The sequence below is a fragment of the Pandoraea commovens genome (genome assembly GCF_024704525.1).
Lineage (GTDB): Bacteria > Pseudomonadota > Gammaproteobacteria > Burkholderiales > Burkholderiaceae > Pandoraea > Pandoraea commovens.
Window position 1 is genome coordinate 5441860 of sequence record NZ_CP102780.1, and the last position, 19800, is coordinate 5461659.

Sequence of the window (19800 nt, forward strand, 5' to 3'; positions counted from 1 at the left end):
CTCTGACGCCTGCGGGAGTGTCACGGTCCTGAGACAACGTGTGCCACACCGCAGGACACAGGTGTCACGGAATCGGTACACACCGTGCTGTCCCGCATGCCGGCGGGGCACGTCGTTGCGCGAATGGCAGGGTCTGGCCCACGACTTGCTTAGTAGCGTCTCGCGCAGTCAACGTCCGCGCTACAACGATATCCGGAGACACAACATGAAATACGCCCCGCCCGGCACGCCCGGTTCCCTGCTGTCCTTGCAACCGCGTTACGAGAACTTCATCGGCGGCAAGTTCGTGCCGCCCGTCGAGGGCCAGTACTTCACCAACACGTCGCCAGTCACCGGCGCGGTCATCGGCGAATTCCCTCGCTCGAACGGCGCAGACATCGAACTGGCGCTCGACGCGGCCCATGCGGCGGCGGCCAAGTGGGGAAAGACGTCCGTACAGGCCCGCTCGCGCATTCTGTTGCAGATCGCCGACCGGCTGGAATCGCAACTGGAGCGCTTCGCCGTGGCGGAGACGTGGGACAACGGCAAACCAGTGCGCGAGACACTCGCCGCCGATTTGCCGCTGGCCGTCGATCACTTCCGCTACTTCGCCGGTTGCATCCGTGCGCAAGAAGGCACCGCCGCCGAGATCGACGAGCACACTGCCGCGTATCACTTCCATGAGCCGCTGGGCGTAGTCGGTCAGATCATCCCGTGGAATTTTCCGCTGCTGATGGCGGCGTGGAAGCTTGCCCCCGCACTCGCGGCAGGCAACTGCGTGGTGCTCAAGCCCGCCGAGCAAACGCCGCTCACGATCACGCTGTTTGCCGAGCTGGTCGGCGATCTGTTGCCGCCGGGCGTCCTCAACATCGTGCAGGGCTTCGGTCGCGAAGCCGGTGAAGCGCTGGCGACGAGCAAGCGCATCGCCAAGATCGCCTTCACGGGCTCGACGCCCGTCGGCAATCACATCCTGACGCGCGCCGCCGCCAACCTGATCCCGAGCACGGTTGAGCTGGGCGGCAAGTCGCCGAACATCTTCTTCGACGACATCATGCACGGCGAGCCGGAATTCATCGAGAAGGCCGCAGAAGGCCTCGTGCTGGGCTTCCTGAATCAGGGCGAGGTCTGCACATGTCCGTCGCGTGCGCTCGTTCAGGAATCGATCTACGAGCCTTTCATGGAAGTGGTGATGAAGCGGGTCGAGCGTATCAAGCGCGGCGATCCGCTCGATACCGAGACGGCCGTGGGCGCGCAGGCGTCGCAACAGCAGTTCGACAAGATCCTCACGTATCTCGATCTGGCGCGCAAGGAAGGTGCACAAGTGCTGACGGGCGGCGGCATCGAGATGCTCGACGGTCCGCTCGCGTCGGGCTTCTACATCCAGCCCACGCTGCTCAAGGGCGAAAACCACATGCGTGTGTTCCAGGAGGAAATCTTCGGACCGGTGGTGGGTGTGACGACCTTCAAGAACGAAGCGGAAGCCCTCGCCATCGCCAACGACACGGAGTTCGGTCTGGGCGCAGGCGTGTGGACGCGCGACATCAATCGCGCCTATCGCATGGGCCGTGGCATTCAGGCAGGGCGTGTCTGGACGAACTGCTATCACCTCTATCCGGCTCACGCGGCGTTCGGCGGCTACAAGAAGTCCGGCATCGGTCGCGAGACCCACAAGATGATGCTCGACCACTACCAGCAGACGAAGAACTTGCTGGTGAGTTACGACGTCAATCCGCTCGGCTTCTTCTGAGCAATCCCTCTAGTCGTATGTGACCTTGCAGTAGATCAAAGACGCATCGCGCAGCGAGTGCGATGCTGTCTTTGATGCATGCAAAAGATGATTCTGGACACCCCGTCGCGCCATTTGCGCGCGGGGAGTGCCCCTCACAGAACAGATAAGGAGCATGACGATGAGCACGACTTTCTTCATTCCCGCCGTCAACATGATGGGCGTGGGCAGCCTCGACGAAGCGATTGCCGCCCTGCGCCAATACCATTTCCGCCGCGCTCTGATCGTGACCGATGCCGGTCTCGCGAAGGCGGGCGTCGCCGAGAAGGTGGCGAAGCTGCTGACGCAGCAGGACATTCAATCGGTCGTCTTCGACGGCGCGAAACCGAACCCGACCGTGAGCAACGTCGAAGCCGGTCTGGCAATCCTGAAGCAGAACCAGTGCGACTTCGTGATTTCGCTGGGTGGCGGCTCGCCGCACGACTGCGCGAAGGGGATTGCACTGTGTGCGACGAACGGCGGCCACATCTCGGAGTATGAGGGCGTCGATCAGTCGAAGAAGCCGCAATTGCCGCTCGTCGCGATCAACACGACGGCCGGGACCGCGAGCGAGATGACGCGCTTTTGCATCATCACGGACGAAAAGCGTCATGTGAAGATGGCCATTGTCGACCGCAACGTCACACCGCTGTTGTCCGTCAACGATCCGGCGCTGATGGCGGCGATGCCCAAGGGGCTGACGGCCGCGACCGGCATGGATGCACTGACGCACGCCACCGAAGCTTACGTGTCGACCGCTGCCACCCCGATCACCGACGCGTGCGCGCTCAAGGCCGTCACGCTGATCTCGCAGAATCTGCGTCGTGCGGTGTCGCACGGCGACGACATGAACGCACGCGAGAACATGGCGTACGCACAGTTTCTGGCGGGCATGGCGTTCAACAACGCGTCGCTCGGTTACGTGCACGCGATGGCGCACCAGTTGGGCGGGTTCTACGATCTGCCGCACGGCGTGTGCAACGCGGTTCTGTTGCCACACGTGGAGGAGTTCAACGCGAGCACCAGCGCGGCGCGTCTGAAAGACATCGCGCAGGCGATGGGCGAGAAGGTTGAAGGGCTGAGCGACGACGAAGGTGCAAAGGTCGCCATCGCGGCGATTCGCCGGTTGTCGAAGGACATCGGCATTCCGTCGGGGTTGGCCGAACTCGGGGCGAAGAAGGAAGACGTCCCGACGCTCGCCGCCAACGCGATGCAGGACGCCTGCGGGTTCACCAACCCGCGTCGCGCTGAGCAAGCGGAAATCGAAGCGATTTTCCTGCGAGCGTTCTGAAGTCGACGCGGGCTACGCCGATTAGCGCGTGGTCATGCCGACCGGCGGCTGGACACGTTGAATCGTGTTCACCTGAACACCGGCGAGTGTGGCCACGCCGTTGGCGGCTTCGGAACCCACGTTTTCGGCAACCAGACCAATGCCGTTAATCGACGAACGAGCCGTGTCTTCAACGGAGTACGTCTTCCCCGACACGTCCACGCGGGCCTTGATGTGGTCGCTGCCCGACATAAAGCCGAGCACCAGACGGGCGGCGGCCGAACGTGCGTTAAATTCCTCGACAGTAATCTTCACCGGCACGCCACTGGCCGAAACCGCCATGCCGTTCTTCTCGGCCTGCAATTTGAACGCATCGAGAATGCCCGTCTTCACTTCGGGGCTCAGTTCATGGCCGTTCGATTCGATGGTCGGCAGTGCGATGCCCTGCTTGAGCGTTGTGGCCAAAGCCGGATCGACGGAGCGCGAAGTATCCAGCGTCGACGACGTCGAAGCACACCCCGTCAGCGCGAGCGCCAGAATTGCAACACCTGCATGAAGGACTTTACGTACGTTCATTCCATTAACCCCAGTTATGTGAACATCTGATAAATGATCCGGGACGGTGCGGCTCCTCAATTTGATCCGCTTTCTATTTCTAAGAGCGCCTCGGATTCCCAACCGGCGAGAACCGGTCGGAACAGAGCATTACGGATGCAGACACTGATTTCTTTAGGGTAGCGACGGAATTTTCGTTCTTGCGCTTTCTATCTGCGACCTCTCCGCTCGGCCAACGACGCCATAGAAAAACAAAGGGCTACGTGAAATTACGTAGCCCTTAACGTTTTTCGGGAAATCCTCACGCCACCGCAGGCACCCCCGGCACCCGCTCGCGCCGTTTCATCCGCCACCAGATCAGGATGGCGACGAACGCTTCGAGTGCCGCTACGATCCAGAGGCCGCCGTTGAAGCTGCCCGTCGCATCTTTCACGATGCCCAGCAGATAAGGTGAGCCGAACCCCGCAAGGTTTGCCACGGAGTTGATGAACGCCACGCCCATCGCGGCAGCACCGCCCGCGAGATAGGCATTCGGCAACTGCCAGAACACCGGAATCGCGCCCATCGTGCCGGACACGGCAATGACCAGACACAGGAACGCCGCCACGCCATTGCTTCCCGCAAACACGCCGACGCCCGCTAGTCCACACGCCCCGATGAAAACCGGAATCGCACAATGCATGCGCGCCTCGCGACGTTTGTCCGCGCTGTAGCCGATGGCGATCTGGAAGATTGCGCCGAAGACGTACATCACACCGACGAGCAACCCGATATGTAACGGATTCGTCGGACCCAACGCGCGCACGATGGTCGGTGCGAAGAATGAGAGCGTTGCGTTCGCTGCCACGATACCGAAGTAGATGCCTGTAAGCAGCCACAGCTTCGGGCTGCGCACGGCAAGCATGAAGCTATGCTCGCGCTGCCCCGCGCCCTTACGGTCGTTGTCCAGATCGGATTGCAGCAGGCGCTTCTCATGCTCCGACAACCAACTGGCCTGCTCCGGCTTGTCGACGAGGAACCACACAGCCAGCGCGCCCGCGAGGACCGTCGGCACACCTTCGAGCAGGAACAGCCATTGCCACCCGGCCCAGCCGTTCACGCCGTGCATACCGTTCAGAATGACCCCCGCGAGCGGTGCGCCCACCACCGACGACACAGCCGACGCCGAGATGAACCACGCAAACGCCTTCGCGCGTCGGTGCGCCGGGAACCAGAACGTCAGATACAGCAGCACGCCCGGCTGGAAACCCGCCTCGAACGCGCCGAGCAGAAAGCGCATGACGTAGAAGTACGCGGGCGAGTGCGTGAACATCATGAGCACGCAGATCGTCCCCCAGCCCAATGTGATGCGTGCGAGCGTGCGACGCGCGCCGATGCGCAACAGCAGCCAGTTGCTCGGGATTTCCAGGAAGAAGTACCCAAGGAAGAAGATACCCGCGCCGATGCCGTACACCGTCTCGCTGAAGCCGAGATCCTGCTGCATCTGCAACTTCGCGAAGCCGACGTTCACCCGGTCGATCCACGCAAGCATCCACAGCACAAATATGAACGGAATGATCCGCCACATGATCTTGCGATAGATGGGGTCGAGCATGTGATCCTGCGGATTGGCGAACGCGTGTGTGCCGTCGCTCGCTCGCGACGTTGGCTGTTGGTTCATATCGACTCCTGCATTGTTCTGTATTCACCATTGATGTTGGGACCAACGACGACTTTAGACGGAATGGATTACGCGGCTTCGTCCAGTCCCATTGCCTGAAGCAGCGCGCTGCAGGCCGCCGGCACCGGCCCGATCACCGGTACTGAGAAGCGCTCGCCGAGCGCCTGCGCCGCCTCACCCAGCGGGCCGCCACCGATCACGACAGCTTGCGCCCCGTCGAGCCGAATGCACGCGTCGACGGCACCGGCAAGGCTGCTTTCCAGTTGCGACGGCTCGTCGCCGAGCGCAAGCGGATCGCCCGTCGTGAACCGCGCCCCCGTGAAGCTCGCGCCCAGGCCCAGCTTCCGGACGTTCGACGCAATCGAGTCGGCCAGTTGCGGTGTCGTCGTGGCGATGCCGAAACGACGGCCGCCCTCGCCTGCCTCTCGCACCGATGCCGAGCCGATCCCGACCACCGGCACGTCCAGACGCGCCCGCAGCGCTTCGATCCCCGGGTCGCCGAACGCGCCGACGATCACACCGTCCGCCTGCTCCGCAAGCGCAACGATTTGCGGATCGTTCACGGCGTCGGCGGCCACCGCGAGGTCCTGCTCGTCGACGATCATTGGCGCGCCGCGCGCGACCGTCGCGCCAACCACCGTCGGCGGCGACGTCATCACGCTGGCGAAATACGTGCGGGCGATGTCGACCATCATTTGCGTCGTCGCCGTCGACGTGTTGGGGTTAATGAGCAGGATGTGAGTCATGGAAATCTCGGCGAATCAGGAATTCAAGAAGCATGCGAAGCGGATGCGGGGGAGGCTGGCGCGTCGGAAGACGTCCTGGCAGCCGCCTGCGGATCGTCGTCGCCCGGCGCGTCGGGGCCGTCGATGGGCTTGCCGAACGTCTCCGGCGCAAAGGTCAGTGCGATGGCGAACACGGCGTACATCGCGGCCATCATCCCGAACATGCCGCCGATGCCGTACTGGTCGAATACGCGGCCAGCCACCAGCGGCATCGCCGCACCGGCCAACGTGCCCAGCGCCAGAATGAACGCCGTGCCGAACGCCCGCACTCGCGTGGGATAGAGTTCCGGCGCGTAGATCCATATGGACGTATTGAGCAGCAGCACGCAGAACTGGAAAGCCGCACCGAACGCGAGAATCAGGGGCTGCGACTTCGACAAAAACCCGAAGCACAGACCGATCACACATGCGGCGATAGCGCCGAGCGTCAGCACGCGTTTGCGCGGGAAGCGGAAGCCGAAGTACGACGCCGTGATCGCGCCGAGCAGGCTGCCCGACTGCATCACGATGGTGAACACGAAGCTCTTGCTCAGCGTGTAGCCCTGCGCCATCAGAATCGTCGGCATCAGCGTGAGCACTGAAATCTGCGCGCCATAGGTCATGCACACCGCGACACCGACGGCCACCGTGCGACGCGCCAGCGGTCCGACGAACACTTCGCTCAGACGCACCTTTTCCGCACGGTGCGCGCCGTTCGACGCTTCGCTTAGGTAAGGCTTCGTGCCGCCAGCGGCGGACTTACCCAGCTTGCCCGACGCGAGAATGTTGAGGACCCGGTTAGCCTCTTCCACGCGGCCTTTGGAGAGCAGAAAGCGCGGCGTCTCCGGAATAAAGCGTCGATAGAGCAGCACGAAAAAGGCCGGAAGCACGAGGCAGCCGAACAACCAGCGCCAGCTATCCGGCCCGGGGAAGAAGGCGAAGACCGCCAACCCGAACGCCGGTGCGAGCATGTTGCCCAGCCCACCGCCCGCGACGTTGATCGCGCCCACCGCCACGCCACGGAAACGCGACGAGCAGAACTCCGCGAGCATGGTGACGGCAATCGAGATTTCGCCGCCGAGACCGAAGCCGACGATGAAGCGTCCGGCGGCGAGCATCGTGTAGTTCGTCGCCAAAGCGCAGATCAGTGCGCCGAGCGTGAACAGCATCAGATTGATGCTCAGCATCGTGCGACGCCCGAAGCGGTCGGCGATGTAGCCCGAACCAAGTCGGCCGATGGCGGCTGCACCGAACGTTAACGTGTTGAGAAAGCCGATCTGGGCGGCAGAGATGCCCCAGTACTCGCGCAACAACGGCCCCACGAGGCCGACGGCGTTCTGCTCGAAGACGTCGAACAGAACCCCGAACAGAATCAGTGCGAGGATCTTCTTGTGTGACGGCGTCACGCCAATGTCGTCGAGCGCCCGTTCGAGCTGCTGCAACCTGGGTTCCGACGACGATACGACCACTTCTGCGCCCATCGTAAAACTCCCTGCGCCTGGATTGGCGCCTTTGCGACCGAATTGCCTCGCCCTCTGATGAACCTGTTTGGATAATATTTTTTCAGATTATTTGTTTTTGAAAATTATTTTTCATATCAGGGTTTAGCCTGACGATGCGGACGACGCGAACGAGCGACCGCCTTGGCAGGAGATGCCAATGATGGGGAGGTTTGAGGCAGAGCGCCGTCGGACGACGGCGGTGGGTCAAATTTCGTCGAGTGCGTCGTGGAACGCTTCCACGAGGCCGAGGTGACGACGTCCCGGATTGCCCGCAAGCGTCATAACCTGCGTGACGATCAGGTGGCACAGACCGATCACCGCCGTGTGGTTATCGAGCACGCCGGGGCCTTGCACGTCGCACTGCAACGACCACTTCGCGGGCGTCTTCGTCACGCCATTGCGCTCGGTGATGTAGACGAGATTCGGACAAGCTTTCGCGAGTTGCGCGACGATCGTCGGCATCTGACGAACGCGACGGCGCAGCGCGAACACGATCACGATGTCGTCTGCACCGATGCCTGCGAGATGTTCACCGAGCGTTTCGCCCGCACCGGGGATGACTTGTGCGCTGGGGACGGTTTGCAGCAACTGCCAGCGGAAATACATCGCGAGCGGCAGGCTGGAGCGAAAGCCCACAACCCAGACTTTGCGCGCCGAGAGAATCGCGGCGGCGATCTGTTCGATTTCGGTGGACGAGAGACGGCGATAGGTCGCGTCGATGTTGGCGAGGCTTTGCTGACGATGCGCGCCGACGACATCGTCGGCCACAGCTTCGGTCGCGTGCGCGGTCGCAGCCATCACCAGAGGAGAGCCAGCGCGTTGCTCGGAGCGGACGTGTTTGCGTGCGTCGTCGAACGACTCGTAGCCCAGACGTCGCACGAAGCGCGTGACGGTGGCATTCGAGACCTGAGCCAGCGTGGCCAGCTCGGACGCCGAATACCCCGCCAGATCGCCCGGCAGATCGAGCGCGAATTCGGCCAGACGCCGCTCTGACGGCGAGAGCTGGTCGAGCTGATCGCGAATCCGGCCGACGAAAGACTTCTTCACGTGAGATGCCATGAGCGTTTGTGCGGTTAGGGCGGGCTATTGTCGCCCGATTTTGCCCTAACCGGTAGCGCCCTGACGACTCAACCCCGTCACCGCCTGCAAGATGGCCACGCGCGCCTGCCCGAGAATCTGGCCCTGCCATACGCCGTCGTCGAAGCAAAATGCCGCCTGCACCGAAGCACGAATAGCCGACGCCTGCTCATCTGTCGCGTCAGGATGACGTCTCAGCCATGAGTCCGCCCGCAGCATGTGCAGCATGTCGATGAGCGGCACGGTGCCGTATTCGATGGCGATGGCGGTCACCTGCGCGTGCTTCGCCGTGTTGCGCAGCGTATCGAGCAACGGGCCACCGACGTTCGACGCCACAGTCGTGCCGTCGATGGGGCTGGCCAGATCGGCGCCCCACCACGCGCGGGCGCGTGCTAACTCTGCTGCGTCGAGACCGCCCACGCAGATTTTCTCGCCATGCCCCGGCGGACCGAGACCGGTGTGGAAATCGATCCAGCCGATGGCTTCACAACGCTGCCCGTGCGTCTCGATCAGCGTGCGCATCAGGCGCGTACTCCACACGGGTTCGCGTCCCCCGTAGAACAGCCCGTCGGCGAAGGCGTACTGTCCAATCGTCAGCGCGCGCTGATATGCCGCTTCGCCGTGCTTCGCGATGTAGTCGGCGATGGCGCGCACGTTGTCGTCGGACGGCGGCCACTCGGGCGGCACGAGCAAATCATGCAGATCGGCGTAAGCCGCGTTGACGGGCAGCGTCTGCGTGAAATCGATGCTGTTGCGGTTCAGATCGACGTTGTCCTCGTTGGTGCGAGACAGCCACGAAAAGCCATATGGGTTGATCGCGTGCACGACGAGAATGGCGACGTCCGCCGCCGCGAGGCGCGACTTCAGTCCTTCGTCGCCCAGCAGCGCGATCTGCGCGGCGCTGCCGCAGAACCCCTCGACGCCGTGCGTGCCGGAGGTGAGGATGAGCAAGCGTCGCGCATCGAGTGAACCGAGACGCACGACGTCCGTCGCAAGCGTCTCACCCTCACGGCCGACGATGTCGGGAATGACATGGCTGGTCACCTCGACACCGGCCTGCCGGGCCGCTGCCGTGAATCGCTCGCGCGCCTGAAGATAGCTGCTGGAGAACGGACTCGTGGTCATCGCGTCTCACTCCGCCAGGAAGGCTTCGGTCAGGCGCACCCAATAGGTCGAGCCGAGCGTGAGGACATCGTCGTTGAAGTCGTAGCTCGTGTTGTGCAGCATGCACGGGCCGAGACCGTGACCATGCGCACGATGGTCGCCGGTGCCGTTGCCGATGTAGGCGTAGCAACCGGGACGCTCCAGCAGGAAGAATGAGAAGTCTTCCGCCCCCATCGTCGGATCGATGGGATCGACGACGTGATCACGTCCCACAATCTCCTTCATGACGTTAAGCGCGAACTGCGTCTCGGCAGCGGTGTTGACCGTCGGCGGGTAATTGCGGATGAACGAGAACTCTACCGAGCAACCGTACGCCGCAGCCGTCGATTCGCAGAACTCGCGCATGCGCTTCTCGACCAGATCGAGGACTTCGAGCGAGAAGGTGCGCACCGTGCCTGCGAGCGTCGCGGTGTTCGGAATGACGTTGATCGCCTCGCCCGCCTGCATCTGCGTGATGGAGAGCACGGCGGCGTCGATGGGGCGTTTGTTGCGCGTCATGATGCTTTGCAGGCCGGTGCCGATCTGCATCGCAGTGAGGACGGGATCGATGCCGTCGTGCGGCATGGCGGCGTGTGCGCCCGTCCCTTTGACGACGATGCGAAATTCATTACTCGACGCCTGCGTCGCGCCTACGCGCGCGCCAAAGCTGCCAGCCGCGAGTCCCGGCCAGTTGTGCAGCGCGAACACTGCGTCGACTGGAAACTTCTCGAACAGACCGTCTTCGAGCATCGCCTTCGCGCCACCACCGCCCTCTTCCGCCGGTTGGAAGATGAAGACGATGGTGCCGTCGAAATTGCGATGTGCGGCCAGATGCTGCGCAGCGCCGAGCAGCATGGCGGTGTGGCCGTCGTGACCGCAGGCGTGCATCTTGCCCGCGTACTGCGACGCGTGTTCGAACGTGTTGAGTTCCTGAATCGGCAGCGCGTCCATGTCCGCGCGCAGACCGATGACCTTCTTGCCCGTGCCCTTGCCGGTACTGTTATGCAGCACGCCGACGACGCCCGTCTTACCCAGCCCGCGCGTGACTTCGATACCCCACGATTCGAGCAGCTTCGCCACGATGTCCGACGTGCGCGCCTCTTCGTAGCGCAGTTCGGGATGGGCGTGGATGTCGCGTCGGATAGCTTGCAGTTCGGCCGAGCGTTCGGCGATTTCCGGAATGATGGACATGAGAGTCGTCTCTTGAGAGTGCCCCGAAAGGCGCGACGCTCGCCGACGATGTCAGCAGGTCGCGCGCATTGGACAGGGGCAGGTTTGGGGAGGCAGTGCAGTGGTGCACCGGCGAGCCATTGAAATGGCCGCCGGAGACCGTGATTGTTGGTGTCTTAGAGCAGAGGTTGCCGCGAGCGGTCCTTGAGCATCAGGATCGTGACGAGGCCCACGGCTGCGCCGAACAGGCCGTAGTAGACGACGGCGAGCTTGTCGCCCGTCCAGCCGATGAGCAGCGTTGCGATGGCACCGGCGAAACCGCCGAAGATCATCACTGCGAAGTTGTAGCCGATGGCCATCGACGTGGCGCGCACGCGCGACGGGAACAGTTCGCACACGAAGGCGCAATACGATCCCTGGAACAGCCCGAGCGAGAGCATCAGGCAGCATTGCACGAAGATCAGCATCGGCAGCGTCGGCACGTGGCTGACAGCGAGGAACAGCGGGTACGCGATGATCAGGCTGATGAGTGCGGAGGCCGTCATCGGCTTCTTGCGGCCGATGGCGTCCGAGATGCGGCCCGAGGCAAACGTCCCCACGATGTAGGCGACGGCTGCGCACAACGACGCGATCACGCTGCTCTTGAAGGGGATGCCCAGCGACTTCGTCGCGTAGCTCGGCATGTAGTAGTAGAAGATGTACGTGCCGATGGTGCCGTACACCGTAAGGCCGAAGCCCGCCAACACCTGACGCCAGTGCTGCGTGACCGATTCGATGAACGGCGAGCGCTTTTCAGCGTCTTGCTTGCGGGCGTCCTTGAAGACCGGCGATTCGTCCAGACGCGAGCGCACGTAGAGACCGACCGGCACGATGAGCAGACCGATCACGAACGGAATGCGCCAGCCGAACGCGTCGATCTGTTCCGGCGTGAGGGTTTGCGTGATGCCGACGGACACGATGGCGCCGAGCAGCATGCTGCATGCCTGCGCGATCATCTGGAAGCTGCCGTACACGCCACGACGCTCGACCGGTGCGTGCTCGACGAGGAATGCCGTAGCACTCCCCACTTCGCCGCCTGCGGAGAAGCCCTGAAGGAAGCGGCCAACGAGCATGAGTATCGGAGCGGCCATGCCGATTTGCGCGTAAGTCGGCGCGAAGGCGATGACGGCGACGCCGAGTGCCATGACGGTGATCGTCAGGAGCAGTGCGGCTTTTCGTCCGTGTTTGTCGGCGTAAGCGCCGAGCACGATGCCACCGAGCGGACGCGTCAGAAAGCCGACGCCGAACGTCGTCCATGCTGCGAGCAGTGCGGCGGTGGGGTTATCGCTGGGGAAGAACTGACGCGCGATGTTCGCGGCGAAGAAGGTAAAGACGGTGAAGTCGAACCATTCGAGCGCATTGCCGACGGTGGACACCGCAATGACCTTGACGTCGATACGTTTGCTCGATCGCTCGGTTTGCGCCGTATTAGCGGTGTTCGAGGCGCCGTCGCGCCCGACCGAAACTTCCATGGGGATACTCCTCTTCTATGAAGTGTGTTCGTGGCAAGCCGACCGCACTCGCTTCGCCCCATTCTGCTTGTGCCAAAAAACCAATAAAAGCTAGAATTTGTGATTCGTCATCGCAAGTTTTTTGATGAATTAATGGTTGTTTTCGATGAGCCCACCTGGGGCTTTCTTTAGAATATTCATATATTTAGCGTGAGTCATCCATGAGCAACCTGCGATTTATGCGGACTTTTGCGGCGGTCGCGAGATACGGCTCGTTCGCTTCGGCAGCCGAACATCTCGCCATGACCCAATCGGCGGTCAGCATGCAAATGCGCGCGCTGGAGGAGGAATTCGACCATCCGCTGTTCGACCGCGTGGGACGCTCCGTCGCCCTCAATGCGATGGGACGGTTGCTGCTGCCGCACGCGGAGCAACTGCTGGCGCAGTATCAGACGATGCGTACGCTGGCCGCAGGCATCGAATCGACCGCCGGACCGGTGACGATCGGGGCGGTGGAGTCGGCGGTGAGTGCGCTGGCGCGTGCGGTGTCGCAGATCAAGCACGCGCAGCCGCATCTGGAGATATCGATTCAGACGGCACGGTCGATTGAGTTGACCGCGAAGCTCGACGCCGGGGAGATCGATTGTGCGGTGCTGGTGGAACCGTCGGGAAGACGTCCGGCGGGGGTGCGGTGGACGCCGTTGTATCGAGAGCCGTTGGTGCTGCTGGCGTCGTCGGCGTTGAAGTTCACGTCAGTGGCGAAGCTGCTGGAGACGGAACGGTTTCTGCGGTTTGATCGGACGCAGCGGACTGGGGCGTTGATTGATCGCGCGGTAAGACGTCAGCACGTGAAGGTCAGCGACTTTCTGGAGCTGTCGTCCATTGAAGGGATCGTGGCGCTGGTGCGGCAACGGGTCGGCGTTGCGGTGGTGCCGATGTTGAGGAGCGCAAGCTGGGCGCATGAAGATGCGTTGCGTGTGATTCCTCTTCCCGGCGTGACGGAGCAACGGAGTATCGGGCTGTTAGAGCGGACGCGGCACGATAAGGCTGGGATTACGGCGGCGATTGCGCAGCAGGTGATGGCGCAGGGGTGAGGGGGATAGCGCAAGATTGCAGTCACCCGTCTGAAGTATCTAGCTCGAGTAGCTTCTCGTGGATCTCGACTGACGATCCGTCTTCATACTCGATGGTGTACACAACCCCAGCGGGAAATCGGTTCAGCCAAGGGCTGGAGTCGTTCTCGAATATGCTGACGATCCATGCCCGATGTCCCGGTCGAAACGAGTGGTCGGCAGAAGCTATCGCCCTGACGATGTCGTTGTAGTCGAACTTTGCCACGATCAACGATGCCCCGAGAGTTGGTAATTTCCGGTCCGCCTGCGAAGAGAATTTGAAATTGCCGTTCAGCGCACCGTCATCTCTTCACCGAACGCTTTCGCACTTAGCACAAAGACGTCGTGAACCTCTCTCTCGGAAGAAATGAAGGTGGCTGCCCGGAGATTGTTGGCCTCTGCCTTGTGATAGTCGATCGGTGGAAATTCGCCATCCCAAATGCAGTCGACTCTTGCCTCGAACCCAGTGGGATGCCAGATTCCCCCTTCAACGCGATAGATAACAAGCCCTCGTCTCGCGGCCTGCTCACAGACTGCATTCGCGGCAGTTACGGTTAGCTTCATCACGACGCTCCCGCTCAGCCCAAAGAAATCGTCTGCGGACTCGTAGCGTCGAAGAGAATCGATTTCACTTCTTTTCATAGATGCACGTCTCAATAGGCGGGATCGAGCGCTGCGCCCAATCTGCCCACGATGCCTTAGAGCCAGCGATTCCCGGTGCACGCCGATCCTACAGTCGGAGTTGCACTCATAGTATCCGCACCACCTTTCTGTAACCGACCAATCTGTCGAGTTCAAGCACCTCGAAAGAATCACCTACCTTCACCGGGTCCTTGAAATACCCCCAACTAGGGAAGCTCCGCGCTCCTAGTATTTCTCCGGGATAGTGAAGTTGATCGTTTTCTTACGTGTGAACTCAAGATCCCCATTTGTTCGGCGATTGTCAACGGTCCTTTGTTTGTTGCATTTCCGGGCTTAACCTCCACAGGTAATGCAGTCCTCGGCGTACCAAACGACGTTGCACCCGCCCCGACGCCCTCCACAGCCTGCCCCAGTTGCGCCCCCTCCAAGGCAGTCTCCGTGGAACCACCTGACGCAATAATTAGTGCCGAGAGAATCGCACCGAAAGCACTCCCCTTCTGCGCTTCCAACAGCATCGCCTTGAGATTCGGGTCTCCCGACAGAATTTGAGAGTCAGCAGGATCTACAGCAAACATCTGCCCATTCGAAGCACGGACAACGATGTTGCCATTTGCTTTGGCGTCTGCCACTGCGAGCATGCACGCTGCCGAGCTGGCGTCGGCACAAGCACTTGTCAATGCTTGATCGCGAGCTAGAGACACCCTTACCATTGGTCACCGCCCTCGCTATATCGTCCGCTACTAATGCCGATACCCCGGCACCGATCGCTCCCCCCGCACATCCAGATCCGACGGCTGCACCCGCAGCGCATCCCAGCACCGCATGCGCCCCAACGTACCCCGTCTGACCAAGCGTTTCGGCACCAAGGGACCCGATCTGATACGCCAACGCCGCACTCAGATTGCTAACACCACTAACCTTCAACGCATCGAGGAAGCTCCCGCCCTGAATCGTTGATTGCACCCCGGCCTGAATCACAGATTGTCCGAGAATCGCTACGCCTTGCGTGAACCACTGACCAGCGGTCGTTGCACCAGCCTGACTTACTGCGCCGTCTACGAAAGTCGGCTTCACGCCAGCGAGCCTGCTCAGGCTGTTGTCCGAAACCTTCGAGGCGAAATCGAAGCCATCCTTCGCGCTGTACGTTATGCCGTCCAACAACCCGGCCGTAATCGCCGCCGACAGGCCCGTCTTAAGTACCGAACCGAAGTCCAACGAGCCGGTGAACATCACTTGCGTGAGGGTCGAACTCGCCATCGCGGTGAGCGCTGCGCTCGCCATCACGTTGCCCAACCCGCCCGCTACGAATGTCGCGGCCGTCGTGCCGAGTTGTGCGGCGATCATTCCCGAGAACAGCGGGCCGAGGGCCGCGCCCGTCATGGCTGCCGCCATGATCATCCCGACCTGCTGAATCCCGAAATTCCCGCCCTGCTTCACAAAATCCGTGTGCAGGTCGTTTTGCAGCGTCTGCTGGACGAAGTTGTCGCCCAGTTGTGCCGCTACACCCGCGATGAATGCTTGCGTCGCTGCTTGGTCGACTTGGCCGTTCGGGTCTAAGAGTTGGAGTGCGCCGCCAATCTGGTTGAACTGGTCGACGTTGAGCGTCAACCCGCCCGCTGCTGCGCTCATGAAGCCGCCCGGCTGCACCATCGTGCCGGTGGTCTTCAGGTAACCCGCGTCTTTGATGTAGCTCCAGATTTCGCCGACGTCGACCACGTTCGCGCGGTTCGTCAGCGCGCCGGTGTTCACCGTCAGCGTCCCGCCTGAGGTGATCGAACCCGTATTCAGGATGCTGCCGCCCGTCGCCGTGCTACCGAAGTTCAGCGACAGGTCATTGCTCGCCAGAATCTGCCCGCCTGCGGACAGTGCCGTAAAGTTCTCCGGCAGGTACACCTGCGGCATCAGTGCCGTGACTGTCGGGCATTTCGCATTGCCTGTTGCCGCGCATCCCGGTTCAGGCACCGTTTGCTCGACGTACCACAGCATCGGTTGCGACAACCCTGCGATCTGCTCAGGTGTCAGTGCCTGACCCAACTGAATGTTGTTCGTCTTCGCGTACTCAACCGCGTTGCCGTACATCACCAGCTTCTGCTGGTCGTTCACGCTCAACTGCGACGTGCTATCCGTCGACAACCCATTGATGAAGCTCGCCTTGCCCGTTTGCATCAGGGCGGCTTGCTGAAGTTGGATCGCTTCTTGTTGCGGTGAGAAGTAGAACGTCGTCGTGCTCGGTTGCAGCGACGCAGGCAAGTTCGAGATCAGTACTTGCGGGGAGACGGGATCGAGCGTCGCACCCAATCCACCGACGACATAGCTCGGGCCGTTCTGCTGGCCGGTGGCTCCCGTCAGGATTGACGAACCCGCGCCGCCTAAGCTCGCAGGGATCGTCAGATTCAGGCCGCCGTTTGCAGGTGCCAAGCTGATCACTTGCGGTGCGTTGCCAACTTGCGGCGTGTACGTGTTCGCCGTCGTGATGCCGTTGACCAAGCTCGTACCGGTCAGCGACACCGACTGCCCCACCACGTTACCGACGTTGACGATCTGACCGCCCGACGTCACCGTCAGGTTCGGCGCTTGAATCGTTGCGGCGATGTTGCCCACCGGCGTCGGCGGGTTGATCACACCGCCTACGCTTGTGTAAGCATCGCCATACAGCGACGTACATTCCGCAGCGCTCCCGCAGCTCCACACGTCATGACGCTTGTCCGACTCGAACATGCCCGTCTCTTGCACCCAGTGCGAGTGCCAGTAGGCATTGAGCGTCTGTGCGCTGTTGACCACCGGGCCACTGACGTTGATCGTCGCGTTAAGCCCCGCAGTGATCAGACTGCCGACGTTCGTCAGCGACCCGGCGTTGATCGTCAGATTGTTCCCCGCACCGATGATCGACGAATTGCCCGACTGCTGATCGACGTACGCCTCACAGTAGCTTTCTTTGTTATTTGATAACGATCCTTAAAAGGATTGATCGACTTGGCCTTACTCCCACTAATTCATTCGCCCCAACTGACGAAAATCTTCTCTGCAATGATTACAGCCTCTGCCCCTCGTGACGGCTCTATGGCCAGGACTTGCAATCTACCATTACTAATATCCTCCATGAATTTCCTCATAGAATCGGGCGTCAACTCAATCTCCACGTCAGAGAATGAGTTCGACCAATTCACGAGTCTTTTCAATTCCTCTTCTGAAAAATTCTCATATTTCGAAATACGAATCTCAGAAATCACATTTTGCATAACAAAATCAGTAATTCTCACAAATCTAATTTTCTTTATTGCTAAATATGCGTGAATTCCAGATGGCATCAATAAACCGACTCTCATCTCACTTTCTGACTTCATGATTTCAATCGACGATATTTCAGAGTCATGAAATTTCGAAGCATCTTCTGACGCGAACTCTTGGACCATTCCGTCCTCCGCTACCATTAATGTTAAGGGACAACGATTGGTGGCCAGTTTGAGACAGGAACGCCAGGACCACGAGAGGGAAACCCACCATTCGGATTCGGCTCCCAATTGTGCGAGTGCGGATTTCCTTGCCCATGGTCGTGATCTGTATCAATGTCGGTAATAGGGAATCCATCATTACCATATTGCCTCTGCTGCCCACTTCCGGGATTGGTGTGCCACGACCCGGGCTCTCCAACGTTTGGAGTCTTCGTTTCCGACTTTCCCTCGCCGGATGAACTCAGCATTGCGTCGAGTCGATCAATCGCTGCTCCGAGGGCACCACCAAGCATACCGCCCAATGCAGCCCCAGCGGCAACTTCCGCCGGAGTCGCGATGATATTGATTCCGCCGGTGGCGGCGTCAATGACGACAGAGCCTGCCGCCGCCGCACCACCACCGACGGCGGCGCCAGCCGCAGCACCAATCTGACCGCATCCGTGCTTGCTTCCACACGCGTTGTTTATCGTCTCGTTCTGCGCAGCTAACGCGGCTGCATTCGCGTCTGCTCCCACCAACCCGGCAATCACACCGCTCAGCAACTGGGTACCAGCTGAGATGATAGCTAGCTGGGCGGGATCCGTTACACCTTGGCCACCGGTCACCGATTTGGCGATTTCGTTTGCGAACATTGCAGAAAATGCTGCGCCAATAGCGCCACCGCTACAATCGGAGCCCAGCGCTGCCGCACTCGCGCAACCAAGCACAGCGTGTGCGGCTACGTACCCCACACTGCCTAGATTAGATGTGCCTAGTTCGCCAATCTGATAAGCCAGCGCGGCACTCAGATTACTAACGCCGCTAACCTTTAGCGCCTCAAGGAAACTCCCACCTTGAATCGTCGATTGCACCCCGGCCTGAATCACGGACTGCCCGAGGATCGCTACGCCTTGCGTGAACCACTGGCCCGCGGTCGTTGCTCCTGCCTGACTTACCGCGCCATCTACGAAAGTCGGCTTCACGCCCGCAAGACTTGCCAGGCTATTGGGGGACGCTGTCGTCGAGAACCCCAAGCCATCGGCGCTCGAATACGTAATCCCGTTCAGCAACCCGGCCGTAACCGCCGCCGACAACCCCGTCTTCAGTACCGAGCCGAAGTCCAACGAGCCTGTGAACATCACTTGCGTGAGGGTCGAACTCGCCATGGCGGTGAGTGCGGCGCTCGCCACCACGTTGCCCAACCCGCCCGCTACGAATGTCGCGGCCGTCGTGCCGAGTTGCGCTGCGATCATTCCCGAGAACAGCGGGCCGAGCGCTGCGCCTGTCATGGCCGCCGCCATGATCATCCCAACCTGCTGAATCCCGAAGCTACCGCCCTGCTTCACAAAGTCCGCGTGCAGGTCGTTTTGCAGTGTCTGCTGGACGAATTTGTCGCCCAGTTGTGCCGCTACACCCGCGATGAATGCTTGCGTTGCGGTTTGATCGACTTGGCCGTTCGGGTCTAAGAGTTGGAGTGCGCCACCGATCTGGTTGAACTGGTCGACGTTGAGCGTCAACCCACCCGCCGCTGCGCTCATGAAGCCGCCCGGCTGCACCATCGTGCCGGTGGTCTTCAGGTAGCCTGTGTCCTTGATGTAGCTCCAGATTTCGCCGACGTCGACCACGTTCGCGCGGTTCGTTAGCGTCCCGGTGTTCACCGTCAGCGTCCCGCCGGAGGTGATCGAGCCCGTATTCAGGATGCTGCCACCCGTCGCCGTGCTGCCGAAGTTCAGCGACAGGTCATTGCTCGCCAGAATCTGCCCGCCTGCGGACAGCGCTGTGAAATTCTCAGGCAGGTACACCTGCGGCATCAGTGCCGTCACCGTCGGGCATTTCGCATTGCCTGTTGCCGCGCATCCCGGTTCCGGCACCGTCTGTTCGACGTACCACAGCATCGGTTGCGACAACCCTGCGATCTGCTCAGGCGTCAGGGCTTGACCCAGCTGGATGTTGTTCGTCTTCGCGTACTCGACCGCGTTGCCGTACATCACCAGCTTCTGCTGATCGTTCACGCTCAACTGCGACGTGCTATCCGTCGACAAACCATTGATGAAGCTCGCCTTGCCCGTTTGCATCAGGGCGGCTTGCTGGAGTTGGATCGCTTCTTGTTGCGGTGAGAAGTAGAACGTCGTCGTGCTCGGTTGCAGCGACGCAGGCAAGTTCGAGATCAGCACTTGCGGGAAGACGGGATCGAGCGTCGCGCCCAATCCACCTACGAGACAGTTATTAGATTCTCAATT

The 19800-nt window shown here is 61.1% G+C and carries 15 protein-coding genes; 3 read left to right on the top strand and 12 right to left on the bottom strand.

All coding sequences use genetic code 11. From position 1 onward, the window contains the following. Positions 1-205 precede the first annotated feature (205 nt). Both exaC and yiaY read left to right on the top strand, forming a co-directional pair. Positions 206-1726, top strand: coding sequence for an acetaldehyde dehydrogenase ExaC (gene exaC, locus NTU39_RS24515; RefSeq protein WP_257958770.1), 1521 nt, complete (start codon positions 206-208; stop codon positions 1724-1726). A 160-nt stretch (positions 1727-1886) separates the two neighbouring features. After that, positions 1887-3035 (top strand): L-threonine dehydrogenase, encoded by a 1149-nt coding sequence (yiaY, locus tag NTU39_RS24520; RefSeq protein WP_257958771.1) that lies wholly within the window; start codon positions 1887-1889, stop codon positions 3033-3035. A 21-nt stretch (positions 3036-3056) separates the two neighbouring features. On the opposite strand, the gene NTU39_RS24525 is transcribed toward yiaY, so the two are convergent. From NTU39_RS24525 to NTU39_RS24560, 8 genes are all read right to left on the bottom strand, one after another. After that, entirely contained in the window at positions 3057-3590 is a 534-nt protein-coding gene (locus tag NTU39_RS24525) for a DUF4410 domain-containing protein (RefSeq protein ID WP_150666207.1), read from the bottom strand. Between the two features lie 280 nt (positions 3591-3870). Beyond that, complete coding sequence (locus NTU39_RS24530) at positions 3871-5229, bottom strand: MFS transporter (RefSeq protein ID WP_150666208.1); 1359 nt, start codon at positions 5227-5229, stop codon at positions 3871-3873. Between the two features lie 68 nt (positions 5230-5297). Next, on the bottom strand, positions 5298-5975 hold the full coding sequence (locus NTU39_RS24535; RefSeq protein ID WP_150666209.1) for an aspartate/glutamate racemase family protein: 678 nt from the start codon (positions 5973-5975) through the stop codon (positions 5298-5300). 23 nt (positions 5976-5998) lie between these two features. Continuing rightward, positions 5999-7474, bottom strand: coding sequence for an MFS transporter (locus NTU39_RS24540; protein WP_257958772.1), 1476 nt, complete (start codon positions 7472-7474; stop codon positions 5999-6001). Positions 7475-7699: 225 nt separating this feature from the next. Then, entirely contained in the window at positions 7700-8542 is an 843-nt protein-coding gene (locus NTU39_RS24545; protein ID WP_246184732.1) for a MurR/RpiR family transcriptional regulator, read from the bottom strand. A 57-nt stretch (positions 8543-8599) separates the two neighbouring features. Continuing rightward, positions 8600-9697, bottom strand: a complete 1098-nt coding sequence (locus NTU39_RS24550; protein WP_257958773.1) for a M14 family metallopeptidase — start codon at positions 9695-9697, stop codon at positions 8600-8602. A gap of 6 nt (positions 9698-9703) precedes the next feature. Next, complete coding sequence (locus NTU39_RS24555) at positions 9704-10906, bottom strand: M20 aminoacylase family protein (RefSeq protein ID WP_150666213.1); 1203 nt, start codon at positions 10904-10906, stop codon at positions 9704-9706. Positions 10907-11061: 155 nt separating this feature from the next. Next, complete coding sequence (locus NTU39_RS24560; protein ID WP_150666214.1) at positions 11062-12396, bottom strand: MFS transporter; 1335 nt, start codon at positions 12394-12396, stop codon at positions 11062-11064. Between the two features lie 200 nt (positions 12397-12596). Between NTU39_RS24560 and NTU39_RS24565 the strand changes: the two genes are divergently transcribed. Then, positions 12597-13469, top strand: a complete 873-nt coding sequence (locus tag NTU39_RS24565; RefSeq protein ID WP_257958774.1) for a LysR family transcriptional regulator — start codon at positions 12597-12599, stop codon at positions 13467-13469. 309 nt (positions 13470-13778) lie between these two features. Here the strand turns inward: NTU39_RS24565 and NTU39_RS24570 are convergent, their stop codons facing one another. From NTU39_RS24570 to NTU39_RS24585, 4 genes are all read right to left on the bottom strand, one after another. After that, positions 13779-14129: a colicin immunity protein gene (locus tag NTU39_RS24570; protein WP_257958775.1), complete on the bottom strand. Its 351-nt coding sequence runs from the start codon at positions 14127-14129 to the stop codon at positions 13779-13781. A gap of 552 nt (positions 14130-14681) precedes the next feature. Further along, positions 14682-16847 (bottom strand): DUF637 domain-containing protein, encoded by a 2166-nt coding sequence (locus NTU39_RS24575; protein ID WP_373275422.1) that lies wholly within the window; start codon positions 16845-16847, stop codon positions 14682-14684. 275 nt (positions 16848-17122) lie between these two features. Continuing rightward, entirely contained in the window at positions 17123-17542 is a 420-nt protein-coding gene (locus NTU39_RS24580) for a hypothetical protein (protein WP_150666219.1), read from the bottom strand. A 23-nt stretch (positions 17543-17565) separates the two neighbouring features. After that, a complete protein-coding gene (locus tag NTU39_RS24585) occupies positions 17566-19767 on the bottom strand; it encodes a DUF637 domain-containing protein (protein WP_257958777.1) in 2202 nt (733 codons plus the stop codon). Positions 19768-19800 lie beyond the last annotated feature (33 nt).

What these genes read in the sequence shown, in the direction of transcription:
- NTU39_RS24525 (WP_150666207.1), bottom strand. Translation starts at nt 3,590, where the DNA reads ATGAACGTACGTAAAGTCCTTCATGCAGGTGTTGCAATTCTGGCGCTC.
- NTU39_RS24580 (WP_150666219.1), bottom strand. Translation starts at nt 17,542, where the DNA reads ATGGTCCAAGAGTTCGCGTCAGAAGATGCTTCGAAATTTCATGACTCT.
- NTU39_RS24570 (WP_257958775.1), bottom strand. Translation starts at nt 14,129, where the DNA reads ATGAAAAGAAGTGAAATCGATTCTCTTCGACGCTACGAGTCCGCAGAC.
- NTU39_RS24540 (WP_257958772.1), bottom strand. Translation starts at nt 7,474, where the DNA reads ATGGGCGCAGAAGTGGTCGTATCGTCGTCGGAACCCAGGTTGCAGCAG.
- yiaY (WP_257958771.1), top strand. Translation starts at nt 1,887, where the DNA reads ATGAGCACGACTTTCTTCATTCCCGCCGTCAACATGATGGGCGTGGGC.
- NTU39_RS24575 (WP_373275422.1), bottom strand. Translation starts at nt 16,847, where the DNA reads ATGTTCGAGTCGGACAAGCGTCATGACGTGTGGAGCTGCGGGAGCGCT.
- NTU39_RS24550 (WP_257958773.1), bottom strand. Translation starts at nt 9,697, where the DNA reads ATGACCACGAGTCCGTTCTCCAGCAGCTATCTTCAGGCGCGCGAGCGA.
- NTU39_RS24535 (WP_150666209.1), bottom strand. Translation starts at nt 5,975, where the DNA reads ATGACTCACATCCTGCTCATTAACCCCAACACGTCGACGGCGACGACG.
- NTU39_RS24560 (WP_150666214.1), bottom strand. Translation starts at nt 12,396, where the DNA reads ATGGAAGTTTCGGTCGGGCGCGACGGCGCCTCGAACACCGCTAATACG.
- NTU39_RS24555 (WP_150666213.1), bottom strand. Translation starts at nt 10,906, where the DNA reads ATGTCCATCATTCCGGAAATCGCCGAACGCTCGGCCGAACTGCAAGCT.
- exaC (WP_257958770.1), top strand. Translation starts at nt 206, where the DNA reads ATGAAATACGCCCCGCCCGGCACGCCCGGTTCCCTGCTGTCCTTGCAA.
- NTU39_RS24530 (WP_150666208.1), bottom strand. Translation starts at nt 5,229, where the DNA reads ATGAACCAACAGCCAACGTCGCGAGCGAGCGACGGCACACACGCGTTC.
- NTU39_RS24565 (WP_257958774.1), top strand. Translation starts at nt 12,597, where the DNA reads ATGAGCAACCTGCGATTTATGCGGACTTTTGCGGCGGTCGCGAGATAC.